We start from the raw sequence: 17,113 nt of genomic DNA, 5'->3' as shown, positions 1-17,113 counted from the left end.
TGCACCAAAAGATAAACTTAACCCCACGCCATCTACTGAGTGAAGTGAGAGAGATGACTGCCACTGCTACCGATCACGTAGCCGCAACGTCCGGTGCTACCGGTCGTATTGCACGTGTTATTGGCCCGGTTGTCGACGTCGAATTCCCGGCTGACGCAATCCCCTCGATTTACAACGCACTCACCACCGAGATCACTCTCAACGGTGAGACCCGAACCATCACGTTCGAGGTTGCCCTGCACCTGGGTGACAACCTGATCCGTGCCATCTCCCTCCAGGCCACCGACGGACTTGTCCGCGGTACCAACGTGGTGGACACCGGCGCCCCGATCTCCGTGCCCGTGGGCGACGGCGTCAAGGGCCACATCTTCAACGTGCTGGGCCAGCCCCTTGACGTTGCCGAGTCCGAACTCCAGATCAGCGAACGCTGGCCTATCCACCGCAAGGCCCCGGCCTTCGCGACCCTGGAAGGCTCCACCGAGATGCTGGAGACCGGCATCAAGGTGATCGACCTCCTCACCCCGTACATCAAGGGTGGCAAGATCGGCCTGTTCGGTGGTGCCGGCGTCGGCAAGACCGTGCTGATCCAGGAAATGATCACCCGTGTGGCCCGCAACTTCGGTGGCACCTCGGTGTTCGCCGGCGTCGGCGAGCGTACCCGTGAAGGTAACGACCTCTGGGTCGAAATGGAAGAGGCCGGCGTCCTCAAGGACACCGCCCTTGTGTTCGGCCAGATGGACGAGCCGCCGGGAACGCGTCTGCGCGTTGCACTGTCCGCCCTGACCATGGCGGAGTACTTCCGCGATGTGCAGAACCAGGACGTGCTGCTCTTCATCGACAACATCTTCCGCTTCACCCAGGCAGGCTCCGAGGTTTCCACCCTCCTCGGCCGCATGCCGTCGGCCGTGGGCTACCAGCCCAACCTGGCTGACGAGATGGGTCTCCTCCAGGAGCGCATCACGTCCACCAAGGGCCACTCCATCACCTCGATGCAGGCCATCTACGTCCCCGCAGATGACTACACCGACCCGGCTCCGGCCACGACCTTCGCACACCTCGACGCGACCACGGAACTTTCCCGTGAAATCGCCTCCCGTGGTCTGTACCCGGCCGTTGACCCGCTGACGTCGACCTCCCGCATCCTAGATCCGCAGTACATCGGCCACGACCACTACAACACGGCCGTCCGCGTCAAGCAGATCCTGCAGAAGAACAAGGAACTTCAGGACATCATCGCCATCCTCGGCGTTGACGAACTCTCTGAAGAAGACAAGATCGTCGTGTCGCGTGCACGCCGCATCCAGCAGTTCCTCTCGCAGAACACCTACACCGCCAAGCAGTTCACCGGCGTCGAAGGCTCCACCGTGTCCATCAAGGACACTGTTGAAGGCTTCACCGCTATCTGCGACGGCGACCTTGACCACGTTGCAGAGCAGGCGTTCTTCAACGTCGGCGGCCTGGACGACGTCGAGCGCCAGTGGGCCAAGATCCAGGAACAGACCAAGTAATATGGCTGAGCTTGAGGTTGAGATTGTCGCAGCGGACCACTTCGTGTGGTCCGGAGCGGCCAAGATGGTCAAGGCCCGCACCAGCGATGGTGAAATCGGAATCCTGCCCGGCCACTCGCCCCTGCTGGCGATTCTGGCCGAAGGTGAGCTGGCAATCGAGCCGGTATCCGGTGACCGCATCGCTGTAGTTGTTGACGGGGGATTCTTCTCTGTCGACAACAACAGGGTGGTCATTGTTGCTGACAACGCCCAAATGGGCGAAGCGGCTACTGCGGGGATCCGCTAGCACGACCTTGATGAACGATATTGGTTTGCCGTTCATCGTCCTGGCAACTGCGTTTGCGTTGCTGGTATTTGCACTGTGCCTTTCGGGGGTGCGCCGCTTCAATCTGCGGCGCGCCCTCGGCACGGTGGACGCCTCCATCTGCACGGCTGGAAAGAGCTGGCAGATGGGGGTTTGTCGTTATCAGGACAACGACCTCGAGTGGTTCCGCCTGGTCTCACTCAGCGTCCGGCCCAAGCACACTTTCCGGCGCAGCTCGCTGGAGCTGCTTGGCCGGCGCAAGCCCACCGAATCCGAGCTCCTCAAGGTCCAGCCCGACGCCGTGATCGTGGAGCTCCGCTACGAGGGGCAGCAGGTCCTCCTCGCCATGCGCTTCGATGCCTACACGGGGTTGTCATCCTGGCTTGAGGCCGGACCCGTTATCGGCGTCGGCACCTGGCGCTAGTCCCGGTGGACTACGTCGATGGCCTCAGCCTGGTCGACGGCCCGGTGGTGTGGCTCGCGTGGGCTGCCGCCGTGGCGGGCCTGGCCTACCTCCTCTGGCACGCCGCCATCCTGCGCACGGGTTTTCGGCGCACCGGGCTTGCGCGCACCGGTTTTGCGCACACCGGTTTTGCGCACACCGGCCGCCGGCCGCCCGGCGCGGCCGTGGCCGTCGCGGCTGCCGTGACCCTGATCGCCGCCGCGCTCGTCGCGGCCGTGCACTGGTTCCTGCTCTATGCCGTCCCGGTCTTCCCTGCCGAACTGCCGGGGGAGAGCCTCGCCTGGTCCGTTGCCGGCGTCGCCGCCCTGCTCCTGTGGCTCATGCGCCTGCTGGGACTCTGGGGCCGCGGAGGGGGCGGCCCCCACCGCTGGCGTTCAAGCGCTGCAGCCACGGCGGCCTTCCTGGCCGTCCTCGCGCTGTCCGCCGTCCAGATCAACATCTACTTTGGCCTGAACCACACTGTCGGCGACCTCACCGGATCCGCCGTCGCCCGGATCCAGCCGCTCGAGGCGGACCTGACGCGCGCCGCCGGTGTCCCCGCCGCCACCGGGCTGGCCCACTGGCAGGCACCGGCCCACCTTCCCGACGGCGTCATCCGCAAGGCGGTCATCCCCGGCACCGTCTCCGGCTTCCAGAGCCGGGACGCCTACATCTATCTCCCCCCGGCCTACCTGAGTTCGCCCCGGCCCGCGCTGCCGGTGCTGGTCCTCTTTTCCGGCCAGCCGGGCAACCCCGCCGACTGGCTGACCGGCGGCGCACTCCGGAGCCGGCTGGACCGCTTCGCCGCGGAGCACGCCGGGGTGGCGCCCGTAACCGTGGTGGTCGATCCCAACGGCTCGCCGTCGGGAAACACGCTGTGCCTCGACAGCCGGATTGCCCGGGCGGACACCTTCCTGGCGCGGGACGTGCCGGACTGGATCAACCGCACGCTCGACGTCGACCCGGATCCCCGGCAGTGGGCCGCGGGCGGCTTCTCCTTCGGCGGCACGTGCGCCATGCAGATGCTCACGCGGCATCCTGACGTCTACACCGCCGCCCTGGCTTTCTCCAGCGAGGAGGAGCCGGCCCTCGCGAAGCTGCGTGCCAGGACCATCGAGGCCTCCTTCGGCGCCGACACCGGGGCCTTCGACCGGCTGACCCCGCTGCGCGTCATGGCGGAAAACCGCTTCGAGGGCCACGGCGTGTACTTCGCCGCCGGGGACCGCGACCCGCAGTTCACCGGCTACATGGACGTGCTCTCCGCGGCGGCCCGCCGGGCCGGGTTCAGCGTCGAAACACACCGGATCGCCAACGCGGGGCACTCCTGGGACGTGGCATCCGGCGGCCTTCCCGGCGGCCTGGACTTCCTGGCCCGGCGCTGGGGGATCGCGCCATGAGCCAATCCAAGACCGGCAGCCCCCGGACCGCGGCGGGCCCTGGGCCGGAGGCCCCGCCGTTGCAGGGCGTCTGGCGCCAGGGCATGCGCCGGACGCTGGCGCACTTCCGTGCCGTACCCTTCACGCTGGCGGTCCTCGCGGTCTTCCTCGGTGCCGGGGCCGTCACCGGCAGCTTCCTGTCGGGCCCGCCCGACGCTCTGCTGCCCATCGCGTCCGTGAACGCTGCCGGGCTGAAGGCGGGGCACTGGTGGTCCTTGTTCACGTCGTTGTTCTTCGCCACCAACCTGCTGGCCTACCTCGCCGCGTCCCTGATGATCCTCCTGCTGCTGGGGCTCGCTGAACGGCATCTGGGGACGCTGCGGACGGCCGTGTTCTTCTTTGTCGGCCAGTTCGCTGCTGTGACGGTGTTCCTGCTGGTCACCCAGCTGGCCCGGTATCTTGGCGACGGCTGGCTGGGGCTCATGGTCAACGCCCGGCTGATCGGCCCCTACGCCGCCATCCTGGCCGTGGCACTGGCCGCCAGCGGGCTGCTGCCCACGCTGTGGCAACGCAGGCTGCGGACCGCCGTCCTGTCCGCGTCCCTGCTGCTGGTGCTCTACGTCGGGCACCCGGAGACGGTTGTGGGGCTCGCCGGCGCCCTTGCCGGCCTGGCCGCGGGCTGGTGGATCCAGGGCGACCGGGGGACCCTGCACCGGCACCGTTCAACGGGACGCGAAACACGCAACCTGCTGGCGCTCACAGTCGCGATCTTCGCGGTGGGGCCGATCCTCACGGCCGCTGTCAGCAGCCCCACCGGGCCCCTGGCCCTGTTGCGCGACGTCGTGCTGAACCCGCTGCCCACGCTGGGCCAGCTGGAGCAAAACTGCGGCGGAACGGTTGACGTCAGCTGCCTGGAGGCCGGCCGGGCCGGACTCGCCGGTCCGCTGGGCCTCGCGCTGGCAGTTGTCCCGGTGGTCCTGCTGTTGATCTGTGCGGACGGCATGCGGCAGGGCCGCCGCCTGGCCCTGCGGATCGCCATCATCGTCCAGCTCGGCGTGACAGCCCTGGCAGCCGTGTACCTGGCCCTGTTCGCCCGCATTCCGCACTACCCCAACCGGCCGCACACGGCTGTGATGGGCTCCGGCTTCGTCCACGTCCTTCCGCTCGTCGCCGTCCCGTTGCTGCTCGCTGTGCTGCTCTGGCTTAACCGCCGGCAGTTCCGCGTGGAGACGGCTCCGCAGGCCCGACGGATCCTGGGCCTCGTGGTCGGCGGCACCTGGCTGGTGCTCGCCGGGGCCTACGCGGTGGCCTGGCTCGCCGCCGGCGGAATGGACCGCGACGGGGGAGTGCTGGGCCTCGCTGCGGAACTTGCCCGGCAGTACCTGCCGCTGCCCATTCCGGGCGCCTACAGCCGGCTGTTCCAGAACCGTAACGCCGTGGAGTCCTTCCTGTTCGCCTACGCCGGCATCATCTTCTGGGGGGTGGCCCTGGCGGCTGTCTGGCTGGTGCTGCGGCGGCGGCTGCACGGTACCGGACTGAACAGCACCGACGTCGGTTCCGGGGACCGGGACACGGCCCGAGACCTGATCCGCCAGGGCGGGGACTCACTGTCCTGGATGGCGCTCTGGGAACCGAACAAATACTGGTTTACGCCGGACCGGCGCGGCGGCGTGGCCTACCAGCAGCACGGCAACGTGGCCCTGACGCTGGCGGGCCCGTTCGGCCCCGCCGCCCTCCGCGAGGAGACCGCGGCGGGTTTCATGCGCTACTGCGCCGAACACGCCCTGATCCCGTGTTTCTACTCCTGCACCGCCGGGCTCTGGCCGATGCTCCGGGCCCGCGGATTCCGCCGCGTGGCCGTGGCCCAGGAAACCAGGCTCGCCGTGCGCGAACTGGAGTTCAAGGGCAAGGAATGGCAGAACGTCCGCACGGCCCTGAACCGGGCCGCGAAGACCGGTGTCCAGGCCGTGTGGGGGCGCTACAGCGACTTCCCGGCCCCGCTGCGGACCCAGCTCAGCGAGGTTTCCGAAGAATGGGCGGCACAAAAGCACGTGCCGGAGATGGGCTTCACGCTCGGCAGCATCGACGAGCTCGACGACGACGAGGTGCTGTGCTGCCTGGCGGTGGACGCCGACGGACGCGTGCAGGGCGTCACGAGCTGGCTGCCGGTATACGCGGACGGACAGCTCGTGAGCTGGACCCTGGACTTCATGCGCCGGCGCGGGGACGCGTTCCCGGGTGTCATGGAGTTCCTCATCGCGTCCGCCGTGCTGGAGCTCAAGCGCACGGTTGAGGTGATCTCCCTGTCCGGCTCGCCGCTGGCGAAGGACCGTGACGGAGACGTCGCCGGCGGCAGCGACTCCGGGGACAGCGACGCCGGCAGCGACGCCGGGCCGGAGGGGCTGGCCGGGATCCTGGACGTCGTGGGCCGGGCCCTGGAACCCGTCTACGGCTTCCGTTCGCTGGCAACCTTCAAGTCGCGTTTCAAACCGGACTACCGCACGCTGTACCTCTACTACCAGGATCCGTTGCAATTGCCCGCGATGGGCCGGGCCCTGAGCCGCGCATACCTTCCCGGGTTGTCCGTCCGGCAAAGCGCCCGCCTGCTGCGCACGTTGGTGCGTTAGGCGGGGCCGGCGGATTAGTGCCCGGCGTGAGTGCGCAATTCGGCTGAAGAATGCATCCGGGCCAATGCGGAGGACCTGAAACGCCGCGCCCAAGAATGCACAAAAAAATGATCCCCGGCACAAATGCCGGGGATCATTCCTTGTGCGGAAATGCCCTAAAGCACTTCGCGACGGGAGGCTAGACCAGCGTTACGCCGGTGGCCTGGGGGCCCTTGGCGCCCTGGCCGATCTCGAACTGAACACGCTGGTTCTCGTCGAGGGTCTTGAAGCCACCGGTCTGGATCTCGGAGTAGTGAACGAAGACATCGCCATCGGAGTCATCCGGGGTGATGAAGCCGAAGCCCTTTTCTGCGTTGAACCACTTGACGGTTCCCTGAGCCATTTGTTTCTCCTCATTGTGGATCTTGAATAAATCCGGCGCACTTCGCACCGGACTTGGTCACTCTGCGAGAAGAACCTTTGGCAACAGAACCGGATTCACGGACCGTGGCGGCAGGAGCTTCACGCTCGCAACATGTCTTGCGAGCATGAAAAACACCTACACAAAGACTTGTATAAGAATTTCATGACACTTGCGTCAGGTCAACGGGCGGACGGAAGAATTGCATAAAAATTGTGCAAAGAACGGCTTAACGCGAATCGTCGCCGCGGAAAGCCTGCCGCGGGGTGCTTAAAAGAGCCGGGATTCGCTGTCGTCAACGCCGCGCATGGCGTCGTAGTCCAGGGTGACGCAGTCGATTCCGCGGTCCTTGGCGAGGACCTTGGCCTGCGGCTTGATCTGCTGGGCTGCGAAGATTCCCCGGACCGGGGCCAGCAGCGGGTCCCGGTTCAGCAGTTCCAGGTACCGGGTGAGCTGCTCGACGCCGTCGATGTCGCCCCGGCGCTTGAGCTCAATGGCCACGGTGGCGCCATCCGCGTCCCGGGCCAGGATGTCCACGGGGCCGATCGCGGTGAAATACTCCCGGCGGATCAGCGAGAACCCGGTGCCGAGCAGTTCGATCTGGGCGGCCAGGAGCCGCTGGAGGTCCGCCTCGACGCCGTCCTTGATCAGGCCCGGGTCCTGGCCCAGTTCGTGGGAGGTGTCGTGCAGCTGCTCGTGGATGTTGATGATGAGCCGGTCATCGGTCTTGGCCGACTGGACCGTCCACTGCTCGACGACGCCGACCTCGACGTCGACCTCATCCGGTGTGGAGACCCGCAGTGACGCAGGAGGGCTCATCCAGTTCAGCGGCTTGTAGGACCCGCCGTCGGAATGGACCAGGACCGAACCGTCGGCCTTCACCAGCAACAGCCTGGTGGCCAGCGGCAGGTGGGCTTTGAGGCGGCCGACGTAATCAACGGAGCAGCGGGCTATGACTAAACGCACCCGGTCCACTCTACCGCCTGCACGGGCGGCGGCGTGGCGGGGGAGGCAAGGAGCGGCCGCCGGACTGGGGCAGAATGGAGGCATGCCCCGTTCCAACCGACCCCGCCGCGCCGGCTCTGCGAAGACAGGCTCCGGCAAGGGCGCAGCGCCCGGAAAGAGCAAAGCCGGTGGAGCCAAGCACGGCCCGGCACCTGAACTTGACCTGGAGCGCGCCCGCTCAGGGTTCGCCCGCCGGGAGAGCGCACCGGACGGCGAATGGATGGTCCGCCCCATCACCGCGGGCCGTGCCGAGAAGACCTACATCTGCCCGGGCTGCTCCACCGCCGTGCTGCCGGGGATCGCGCACCTGGTGGTCTGGTCCGAGGACCACCTCTTTGGCGCCGCCGCGGGTATCGCCGAACGGCGCCACTGGCACAGCAACTGCTGGACTTCGCGGAGCTACCGGTATCGCTAAGCTGGTCAGCATGAGCTTTGATCCCGCGTCGTACGTCTTCACCCAGCCCTCTGCTCCCACTGCCATCCGCGCTTCCACCGTCCTGCCGGCCCGCCGCGAGAACGTCGAACTCCGCACGTCGGACGGACACCGGCTGGTGGGCGAGCTCGCCCTCCCGGAATCCGGCGGGATCAAGGCAACACTCATCACGCTTCACCCGCTGCCGACGCACGGCGGCTTCATGGATTCACACCTCTACCGCAAGGCCTCCTACCGGCTGCCCGCCCTCGCCGGCATCGCCGTCCTGCGCTTCAACACGCGCGGCACGTCGTCGCCGCGGGGGACCAGCGGGGGAGCCTTCGAGGAAGGCATCGGCGAGCGTCTCGACGTCGAGGCCGCCGTGCAGTTCGCCGTGGACCGGGGCCTGCCGAACCGGTGGCTGGTGGGCTGGTCCTTCGGCACCGAGCTGGCCCTGATGTACGGCGCCGCCGAGCCCGTTGCCTCGGAAATCGAGGGGGCCGTGCTGCTCTCGCCCCCGCTGCACCGGGCCACGGACGTGCACCTGAAGGAGTGGGCCGGGTCCGGCAAGCCGCTGAAGGTCCTGGTCCCGGAGCACGACGACTACCTGCAGCCGGCGGCTGCGGCCGCGAGGTTCGCGCTGGTGCCGCAGGCACAGGTGCTGGGGGTCGACGGCGCCAAGCACCTGTGGGTGGGGGAGAAGTACGCCGGGCGGGTGCTCAACGAAATCGTGGACGAGGTCATCCCCGGCGGAGCCGCAGGCGGTGCCGGAACGGTGCTGCCGCAGGAATGGGACGGGCCGGTCGCCACGGCACACGCCTGAGCCGGTAACACCGCAAAAAGAGAAACCGCGCCGAAAAAGGACAGCCGCACCGGGGATCCACGGTGCGGCTGTCCTTTTTCTGCGCGGAAACCGGTTAGCGGCTGTCCTGGCGGGCGATGAGGATTTCCTTGACCAGCAACATGATCGCCGCCGCCGTGGGAATGGCGATCAGGGCTCCCAGGACGCCCAGCAGGCTGCCGCCGGCGATCACGGAGATGACGGCGACGGCGCCCGGCACCGCCACGGCCTTCTGCATGATCCGCGGCGAGATGAAGTACGCCTCGAACTGGAGGTAGGCGAAATAGCAAATGGCGAAGACAAGCGCCGTCTGCCAGCCGGCGGTCAGTGCCACGAGCGTCACCAGGAACCCGGCAATCATGCCGCCCACCAGCGGGATGAACGCCAGCAAGGCCACCACGAATGCCAGCAGCGTGGCGAACGGAACCCCGATAATCGACATCACGATGAAGGCGAAGGTCGCGTTCAGCACTGCCACCGCGGCCTGGCCGATTACGTAGTTGCCCACCGAACCGGTGATTTCCTCGGACAGGGCTTCTACCCGGGCCCGCCGCGACCGCGGCGCGAGCCGGTAGCCCCATTTTTTCATCGCAGGCAGGGCGCCGAGGAAGTACAGGCTCAGGACCAGCACGATCAGCGCGCCGAACAGCCCGTTTGCCACGGTGGAGCCGAAGCCCACCACGCCGCCGAAGATGCCGCCCATGGCGTCCGGGTTGTTGACGAACTTCTCCAGCTCCTGGCTGATGCGGTCCCGGATGCCGAACTGGCTGTCAACGCTCCGGAAGAATTCCGAGTCGATGAAGTCCTGGACCCACTTGGGCGCCTGCTGCACGATCTGCGTCACCTGCTGCACGATCGTGGGGATCAGGGTGGCAAAAAAAGCGGCGACTCCCACGGCCAGGGTGGACACGGACAGGAGGATGCCGGCGGCGCGGGGGACATTCCGGTGTTCGAGCCAGCGCACCACCGGGTCCAGGCCGAGGGTGATGAAGAGCGCCGTGACGATCCACAAGAGCAGCTGCGTCGTGTTCGAACCGATCCAGTAGACCAGGAGGGCGAAGCCGACTCCGACCGTGCCCATGAAGCCCATGTACAGGGGGTGCTGGGCCGACATGCGTGGACCGGGACTGCCGAAGCGGGCATCGGCCGCGGACGTCTCCTCGTCCCCGGCCCCGGCAACAGCCTCATGCTCCGGGGGCATCTCGAAGCGGATTCTCGGCTGGGCTCCCGGCAGGGGCTGGCGCAGGCGCCGGGCCGCGGACAGCAGGACATTTGCCGCGGCAATCCGGGGGCGGGAGGTTGTGGGCCGGGGACTGGAAGCGGGCTGCTCGGGGCCGGGTTCCTGGCTGCCGGACTCCTGCGCTTCTATTGGTCCGGCGGAGGACGAATCCGTATGTTCAGTCACTGCGTTGAATGCCCTTAATTCCTTGCGGCGCCACACAGGCGGCACTGGTGTGATGATCACCGCAAACACTATCAGCAGGCTTGTCAGCTCAAGGGCGGGACGCCCCCGCCGGCACCGCTTACGGGGGCCGCCCGGGTCCCCGATCTGACTCGCGGGTAACAAAATGGTTACTATTGAAGCTAACTGTCCGCTGATGATAGGTAGTATTTTGCGTTTCAAGACTGCAGTCGCCCTGGTGCTGCTCGGCCTCCTGACACTCCTGGCCGGGATCGGCCAGAAGACGTTTTGGGCTCCCCCGGAGACGATTACGGCCACCGCTCCGGCCGGCACGGCCGCGCCGCTGACCGTCTTCGAGGAGAAGCTGAGGACTCTGCACCCCGGGACCGTGAAGATCCAGGTCAAGGGTGAAGGGGCCTTCCTGCTGGCCGCGGGACGGCCGGACGACGTCGACGCCTGGGTGGGTAAGACGGCCCACAACACCGTCGACGGCGTCTCGGAGGACGGCAAGGCGCTGCAGCTGACGCATACCGACGGCGAAGCTACCGCGCCGTCGCCCGCCGGATCGGATCTTTGGGTCACCACCGAGAACGCCACCGGCGAGATGGACTACTCGTGGAACGCGCCGGCCGACGGCGACTGGTCCCTCCTCCTCGCGGCGGACGGCACCAAGCCCGCCCCGAGCTCCATCACGATGACTTTCCCGAACGACACCTCCACGCCCTGGGCCATTCCGCTCATGGTGCTCGGCGGCCTGCTGATCATCGCCGGCGGGGCGCTGCTGGTCCTCAAGCCGAAGTCAGGCAACCGGTCAGGCAACGGCGGCGGCGGCAGCACGTTCGCCCGCCGCGCGCAGGCCAAGGCCGCGGCACGCCGCGGGGATCAGGGCCCGGCAGCAGGCACCCAGGAGACCGCAGCCCCCGAGACTGCACCGCAGCCGGCCACCCCCGAGAAGGCAGTTCCGGAGAAAGCCACGCCGGAGAAAACCGCGCCGGAGAAAGCAGCGGCCGGTCAGAAGAAGGGTGCCGGCACCGCTCGCCGTTCCGGCATCGTGGTCGCCGTGCTGACCGCGGCTGCCGTCGCCGGAACGTCTGTGGCCGCCCAGGCCAGCCAGACGCCGTCGCCCAGTGCCCCGGCCTCCAGCGCCCCGGCCGCCGACGGCGCGACGCCGGGCAGTTCCGCTGAGGGCCAGACCGGCGATGCCCCGGTGCTGCTGGACGCGCAGTTCCGCCGCGTCCTGGAACAGGTTGCCGGTGCCGTCGATGCCGGAGACGCTGCCAAGGACGCCGCAAAGCTGGCGCCCCGGGTGGCCAAGTCCGAACTCCAGGTGCGCACACAGAACTACAAGATCCGCTCGCAGGTCGGCTCCTACGAGGCACGGATGCCTGTCCGCTCCACCAAGCTGCTGACCACGGTGGTCACCAACAAGCGCAGCTGGCCGCGCTCGGTCATGGCCGTCACGCAGGGCGAGGGCAACGTCGTCCCGCAGCTGCTGACCCTCACCCAGGCCTCCCCGCGGGAGAACTACAAGCTGGTCAGCAGCACCCCGCTGCAGCCGGGTGCCACCTTCCCGGGGATCGGGCGGGCCGGCACGGAGACGCTGGCGCCCGCGGACAAGACCGGACTCGCGTACAGCGGCGACGAAGCCCTCGCCGGGCTCGGTGACCGCCTGACCAAGGCCGACTCCACGTTCAAGGACAAGCTCGTCGAAGGCCAGTCCTCCCCGTACATCGCGGACACACTCGCCTACCAGGCCGACGTCGTCAAATCAGGCGTCAACGGCACCTTCGCCTTCACCCACAAGGCGGCCGCGGACAACACTGTCGTGTTCCGTACCGCTGACGGCGGGGCCCTGGTCCTGGGCCGGCTGAACTTCTCGTTCGACGGCACTCCGAAGGCCGACGGGGACAAGCTCACTATCGGCGACGACGCGGCCGCCCTGGCCGGCGGCAAGGAGACCAGCACCGGCATGGTGCTGGACTTCGCAGAGTCCGTGGCTGTCTATGTTCCGGCGGCCGGTTCCAAGGATCCGATGAAGCTCGTGGCTGCCACCCGCGGCCTGGTCGGGGCCAAGTTCAAGTAGTCCCCGCAGGAACCTGCCCCCGCTGAGAATCACGGCAGGGGCACAGCACAGCAGACGACCGGGCCGCCATCGCGGCCCGGTCGTTGCTGCGTGTGGCGTAGTGGATAGAGTGGAGCTATGACTACGCCAGCTTCCCGCCCGGTCCCGCCAGTAGCCGCCAGCCCGCTGAACCTGCGCGGCGCCGTCGATCTCTCCGCCCTGAAACAGCGGCCGGCGCCATCCGCACCCGGCGCTGCAGCCCCCGGCCCCGCCGGTGCCCCGGCAGAGCGCCCGGCCGACCATGCAGGCCGGCCGTTGCGCGTGGATGTGACCGAGGGCAACTTCCAGGAGCTCGTGGACCTCTCGGCCCAGGTGCCCGTGGTGATTGCCCTCTGGGCCTCCTACTCGCCAGGCTCCGGCCAGCTGGTGGACGTCCTCGAAGGCATCGTAGAGAGCTACGACGGCCGGCTGGTCCTCGGGGCCGCGGACATCGACGTCTTCCCGGAACTTGCCCAGGCGTTCCAGGTGCAGGCCGTGCCGACCGCCGTCGCCGTCGTCAAGGGCCAGCCCGTTCCGCTCTTCCAGGGCGGCGCGGACGAACAGCAGGTGCGCAGCCTGTTCGATGAACTCCTCAAGGTTGCGGCCGCCAACGGCGTGACCGGACAGATCGGTGCCGGCGGGCCAGGCGGTGCGGAACCGGAGGCACCGCCGTTGCCGCCGCTGCACCAGGCGGCGTTCGACGCGATCGAGGCCGGCGACTACGCGGCCGCGGCCGCCGCCTACCGTCAGGCCCTGAACGAGATGCCCGCCGACGCGGAGGCCAAGGCCGGCCTGGCGCAGGTGGAACTGATGGATCGCCTTCAGGCCATCTCCGGGCCCGAGGCGGATGCCCTGCGCCGGCTCGCTGCCGACGAGCCGGACAACCTCGAGGCCCAGCTCGGCGTTGCGGACCTGGACATCGCCGGCGGCCACATCGAGGACGGACTCGGCCGGATCGTGACGTTCATTGGCCGCAACTTCGGCCCGGAACGGGAGACCGCCCGGGTCCGGCTGCTGGAACTCTTCGACGTCGTCGGCACCGGTGACGGGCGCGTCGCCAAGGCCCGCCAGGGGCTGGCCCGGGTGCTCTTCTAGTGGGATCGGCACTCTTCGCGCCGCTGGATCTGAGGTCCCTGCGGCTGCAGCACCGCGGCTGGGTGTCCCCGATGTGCCAGTACAGCTGTGAACCCGAAACGGGCGAAGGCGTGCCCACCGACTGGCACCTCATGCACCTGGGCTCCTTTGCCACCGGGGGAGCGGCCCTGATCCTCACCGAGGCCAACTCAGTGAACGCCGCGGGCCGGATCAGCCCCCGCGACGCCGGCCTCTACAACGACGACCAGGCCGCGGCCTGGGAACGCATCACCGTCTTCGTGCACCGCCACGGCACCGCGGAGACCAAGATCGGCACCCAGCTGGCGCACGCCGGCCGGAAGGCGTCCTCCTACTGGCCGTTCTCCGGCGCGAAGGGCAGCGTGCCGGCATCCGAGGGCGGCTGGGACACCGTCGGTCCTGGCACGGGCGCGTTTGACGGCTACGCGCCGCCGTCGGCCATGACGGAAGCACAGATCGACGGCGTGATCGCCGATTTCGCCGCGGCGGCCGTGCGGGCCGTTGACACCGGGTTCGACACGATCGAAATCCACGGCGCGCACGGCTACCTGCTGCACCAGTTCCAGAGCCCGCTGGTCAACGACCGCACGGACCGCTGGGGCGGCGACGAGGCGGGCCGGAACAGGCTGACGCTTGCTGTGGTGGACGCCGTCCGCGCGGTCATCCCGGACTCCATGCCCCTTTTGCTGCGGATCTCGGCCTCGGACTGGGCGCCGGGCGGGATCGAGGCTGACGCCTCGGTCCGGATGGCCGCTGCCGCCGCCGAGCGCGGAGTGGACCTGGTGGACGTTTCCAGCGGCGGGGCCGTTGCCCACCAGCAGATTCCCGTGGGCCCCGGCTACCAGACCGGGTTCTCCGCCCGGATCCGGCGCGAAGCCGGGGTCAGGACCGGCACGGTGGGACTCCTGACCTCCGCCGGGCAGGCCGAGCACGCGGTGGCCACCGGCCAGGCCGACGGCGTGTTCATCGCCCGTGCCGCACTGCGGGATCCGCACTGGTGGCTGCGGGCCGCGTTCGAGCTCGGCCATGACCTGGCGTGGCCGCCGCAGTACGAGCGCGCCCTGCCCCGGCATTCGTTCTAGAACCGGCGTTCATTCCAAAAGCAGCGGCCGGTTCCCGGGCATGAAAACCTACGCCTTGCGGACGATCCTTTTCGCGCCGCCGGGCGGTTAGTCTGGCGTCATGACATTCCAACCCCCTGGCCAGCCGGGACAGCCAGCCCCGCCCGGCCCGTCTTCGCCACCGGTTCCTGCCCTGTCCCTGCGTGGCCTCGCCAAGCGCTTTGGCGACAAAATCGCCGTCGACGGCATCAGCCTGGACGTTCCGGCCGGCTCCTTCTACGGGGTGGTCGGGCCCAACGGGGCCGGCAAGACCACCACTTTGTCCATGGCGACCGGCCTGCTGCGCCCCGACTTCGGCACCGCGCTGATCCACGGAGTCGACGTCTGGCAGCATCCGCTGGAGGCCAAGAAGCTGATGGGGATCCTGCCCGACGGCGTCCGGCTGTTCGACCGTCTCAGCGGCGAGCAGCTGGTCACCTATGCCGGCCTGCTGCGCGGAATGGACCGGGAGATGGTGGCGTCCCGGGTGGCGGAGCTGCTCGCGGCGCTGGACCTGGACAGTGACGCCGGCACGCTGGTGGTGGACTATTCCGCCGGCATGACCAAGAAAATCGCGCTGGCCTCGGCGCTGATCCACGCCCCGCGGCTCCTGGTCCTGGACGAGCCGTTCGAATCGGTGGATCCGATCTCAGCGGCGAACATCCGCGACATCCTGGACCGCTACGTTGCCTCGGGCGGAACGGTCATCGTCTCCAGCCACGTCATGGACCTGGTCCAGCGCATGTGCGACCACGTCGCCGTCGTCGCCGGCGGCCGGGTCCTCGCCGCAGGCACCGTGGAGGAAGTCCGCGCCGGCGCCAGCCTCGAGGACCGCTTCGTGCAGCTCGTGGGCGGCCGGAACCACACGGAGGGACTCGAATGGTTGCGCACCTTCTGAGGCTCAAGCTGACCCTGCTGCGCAACAGCGTCCGGCGCAGCCCGTGGCAGCTGGTGGGGCTCGGGATCGGCGCCCTGTATGCCCTGGGAATCGTGGGTATTTGCGTGGCCGGGCTGTTCGTCCTGCGCGGGGTGGAGATTGAACTCGCCCAGACCGTGGTGGTCCTCGGCGGCGCCACGGCACTGCTGGGCTGGGCCATCATTCCCGTCGCGGTCTCCGCCGCGGACATGACGCTGGACCCTGCCCGGTTCACCACCTTCGCCGTGCCCATGCCGCAGCTGCTGGCCGGGCTGGCGCTCGGCGGCCTGATCGGCATCCCGGGTCTCGCAACCTCCCTCGTTGCACTCGCCACGGTGGGCACCTGGTCCCGCAGCCTGCCGGCCGCGGCCGGCGCCCTCGCCGGTGCTGTGCTGGGGGTGCTGAGCTGCATCGTGCTCTCCAAGGTCGTGACCACGGCCACGGCCGGACTGGCAAGCTCCCGGCGCTTCAAGGACATCAGCGCCGTCGCCTTCCTCATCCCGCTCGTTCTCACGGGTCCCATCGTGGCGGGCATTGCGAGGGGAATCGCCGATTCCGGCGGTTTCCTGACCGGCCTGGCCCGGGCCCTGTCCTGGACGCCGGCCGGGGCGGCCTTCTCCCTCGGCGGCGAGCTCGCTGCCGGCAGCTACGCGGCCGCGGCCGTGAAATTCCTCATCGCCGTGGCCACACTCGCGGGCCTGGCCCTGGCGTGGAAGCTCCTGCTGCAGCGCGCCCTCGTGACCCCGCCCTACGCCGGGACGTCCAAGCGCCGGACCGGCGGCACGGGCCTGTTCGGGCTGCTCCCGGCGACACCGGCCGCCGCCGTCGCCGCGAGATCCCTGTACTACTGGCTGCGCGACCCCCGCTACGCCGGCGCGCTCGTGGTCGTTCCGCTCCTGCCGGTGCTGTTCCTCTTCCAAGGCAGCCAGAGCGGGTTCTACGGCCCGTTCCAGTTTGTCGGGCCGCTGACGGCCTTCCTCCTGTCCTGGTCGATCTCCACGGACGTCTCCTATGACAGCACCGCCTTCGCCCTGCACGTGGCCACGGGGGTGCGCGGCGCCGACGACCGGCTCGGCCGGGCGCTGGCGTGCCTGAGCTTCGCGCTGCCGGTGGTGGTCCTCTTCAGCGTCGGTCCGTTCTTCTTCACCGGCGACTGGGACAAGCTGCCCGCGGTCCTGGGCCTCTCCCTCGGCGTCCTCTTCTCCGGCCTGGGCCTGGCCTCGGTGATCTCGGCGCGCTACACCGTGAGCGTCCCGCTGCCGGGGGACAGCCCGTTCAAGAAGCCTCCGGGCAACGTGGCCCAGACCCTCGCCGTGCAGTTCGGCGGCATGGCCGTCCTCATGGTCCTCGTGGCGCCCGAGGCGGCGCTCGTGGCCGCGCAGTTCATCACCGGCAGCCCCGTGCCGGGCTGGATTACTCTGGTTCTCGGGCCCGTGCTGGGCCTCGCACTCTTCGCCGTCGGCATCCGGACCGGCGGAGCTTGGCTGGACCGGCGGGCACCGGAGCTGCTGGCACAACTGGCCGTCAACCGCTGACGGGTGCATGCTGGGAGTGCGCAGACTCGGA

Annotated in this window: 15 protein-coding genes; 12 read left to right on the top strand and 3 right to left on the bottom strand. The window is 68.6% G+C overall.

The genetic code is table 11. From position 1 onward, the window contains the following. Positions 1-53: 53 nt before the first annotated feature. The 5 genes from atpD to C560_RS0120460 all read left to right on the top strand — a co-directional run bounded on the left by atpD (position 54) and on the right by C560_RS0120460 (position 6,257). Positions 54-1,508 carry a F0F1 ATP synthase subunit beta gene (gene atpD, locus C560_RS0120480; protein WP_018775710.1) on the top strand — a complete coding sequence of 485 codons (1,455 nt, stop codon included), beginning with the start codon at positions 54-56 and terminating at the stop codon, positions 1,506-1,508. Between the two features lies 1 nt (position 1,509). Continuing rightward, positions 1,510-1,794 carry a F0F1 ATP synthase subunit epsilon gene (locus C560_RS0120475; protein ID WP_018775711.1) on the top strand — a complete coding sequence of 95 codons (285 nt, stop codon included), beginning with the start codon at positions 1,510-1,512 and terminating at the stop codon, positions 1,792-1,794. Between the two features lie 10 nt (positions 1,795-1,804). Continuing rightward, positions 1,805-2,236, top strand: a complete 432-nt coding sequence (locus C560_RS0120470; protein ID WP_026266818.1) for a DUF2550 domain-containing protein — start codon at positions 1,805-1,807, stop codon at positions 2,234-2,236. Between the two features lie 5 nt (positions 2,237-2,241). Further along, on the top strand, positions 2,242-3,651 hold the full coding sequence (locus C560_RS0120465; protein WP_026539618.1) for an alpha/beta hydrolase: 1,410 nt from the start codon (positions 2,242-2,244) through the stop codon (positions 3,649-3,651). A gap of 83 nt (positions 3,652-3,734) precedes the next feature. Further along, the gene (locus C560_RS0120460) at positions 3,735-6,257 is read left to right on the top strand and encodes a bifunctional lysylphosphatidylglycerol flippase/synthetase MprF (RefSeq protein ID WP_051533306.1); all 2,523 of its coding nucleotides are present in this window, start codon (positions 3,735-3,737) and stop codon (positions 6,255-6,257) included. A 178-nt stretch (positions 6,258-6,435) separates the two neighbouring features. Here C560_RS0120460 and C560_RS0120455 read toward each other — a convergent pair whose 3' ends face one another. Both C560_RS0120455 and nucS read right to left on the bottom strand, forming a co-directional pair. Further along, on the bottom strand, positions 6,436-6,639 hold the full coding sequence (locus C560_RS0120455) for a cold-shock protein (RefSeq protein WP_011692441.1): 204 nt from the start codon (positions 6,637-6,639) through the stop codon (positions 6,436-6,438). 288 nt (positions 6,640-6,927) lie between these two features. Beyond that, positions 6,928-7,623 (bottom strand): endonuclease NucS, encoded by a 696-nt coding sequence (nucS, locus tag C560_RS0120450; RefSeq protein ID WP_026266819.1) that lies wholly within the window; start codon positions 7,621-7,623, stop codon positions 6,928-6,930. Positions 7,624-7,705: 82 nt separating this feature from the next. Here nucS and C560_RS0120445 point away from each other — a divergent pair, with 82 nt between their 5' ends. Together C560_RS0120445 and C560_RS0120440 are read left to right on the top strand one after the other, a co-directional pair. Further along, on the top strand, positions 7,706-8,077 hold the full coding sequence (locus tag C560_RS0120445; RefSeq protein WP_026539616.1) for a hypothetical protein: 372 nt from the start codon (positions 7,706-7,708) through the stop codon (positions 8,075-8,077). 10 nt (positions 8,078-8,087) lie between these two features. Then, positions 8,088-8,897, top strand: coding sequence for an alpha/beta hydrolase (locus tag C560_RS0120440; protein WP_026539615.1), 810 nt, complete (start codon positions 8,088-8,090; stop codon positions 8,895-8,897). 94 nt (positions 8,898-8,991) lie between these two features. On the opposite strand, the gene C560_RS0120435 is transcribed toward C560_RS0120440, so the two are convergent. Further along, entirely contained in the window at positions 8,992-10,200 is a 1,209-nt protein-coding gene (locus C560_RS0120435; RefSeq protein ID WP_231494410.1) for an AI-2E family transporter, read from the bottom strand. Between the two features lie 313 nt (positions 10,201-10,513). On the opposite strand from C560_RS0120435, the gene C560_RS0120430 reads away from it, so the two are divergent. From C560_RS0120430 to C560_RS0120410, 5 genes are all read left to right on the top strand, one after another. Next, entirely contained in the window at positions 10,514-12,400 is a 1,887-nt protein-coding gene (locus C560_RS0120430; RefSeq protein WP_051533302.1) for a hypothetical protein, read from the top strand. 117 nt (positions 12,401-12,517) lie between these two features. After that, on the top strand, positions 12,518-13,513 hold the full coding sequence (locus tag C560_RS0120425; RefSeq protein ID WP_026539612.1) for a tetratricopeptide repeat protein: 996 nt from the start codon (positions 12,518-12,520) through the stop codon (positions 13,511-13,513). Then, positions 13,513-14,613, top strand: coding sequence for an NADH:flavin oxidoreductase/NADH oxidase (locus tag C560_RS0120420; protein WP_026539611.1), 1,101 nt, complete (start codon positions 13,513-13,515; stop codon positions 14,611-14,613). The genes C560_RS0120425 and C560_RS0120420 overlap by 1 nt, the downstream gene beginning before the upstream one ends. A gap of 100 nt (positions 14,614-14,713) precedes the next feature. Continuing rightward, positions 14,714-15,529 (top strand): ABC transporter ATP-binding protein, encoded by an 816-nt coding sequence (locus C560_RS0120415; RefSeq protein ID WP_026539610.1) that lies wholly within the window; start codon positions 14,714-14,716, stop codon positions 15,527-15,529. Then, positions 15,511-17,082 carry a hypothetical protein gene (locus C560_RS0120410; protein ID WP_026539609.1) on the top strand — a complete coding sequence of 524 codons (1,572 nt, stop codon included), beginning with the start codon at positions 15,511-15,513 and terminating at the stop codon, positions 17,080-17,082. The genes C560_RS0120415 and C560_RS0120410 overlap by 19 nt, the downstream gene beginning before the upstream one ends. Positions 17,083-17,113 lie beyond the last annotated feature (31 nt).

This window comes from Arthrobacter sp. 9MFCol3.1 (assembly GCF_000620385.1).
Taxonomy (GTDB): domain Bacteria; phylum Actinomycetota; class Actinomycetes; order Actinomycetales; family Micrococcaceae; genus Arthrobacter.
Note: the sequence above shows the minus strand (reverse complement) of the source record. Positions and strands in the feature narration are given on the sequence as shown.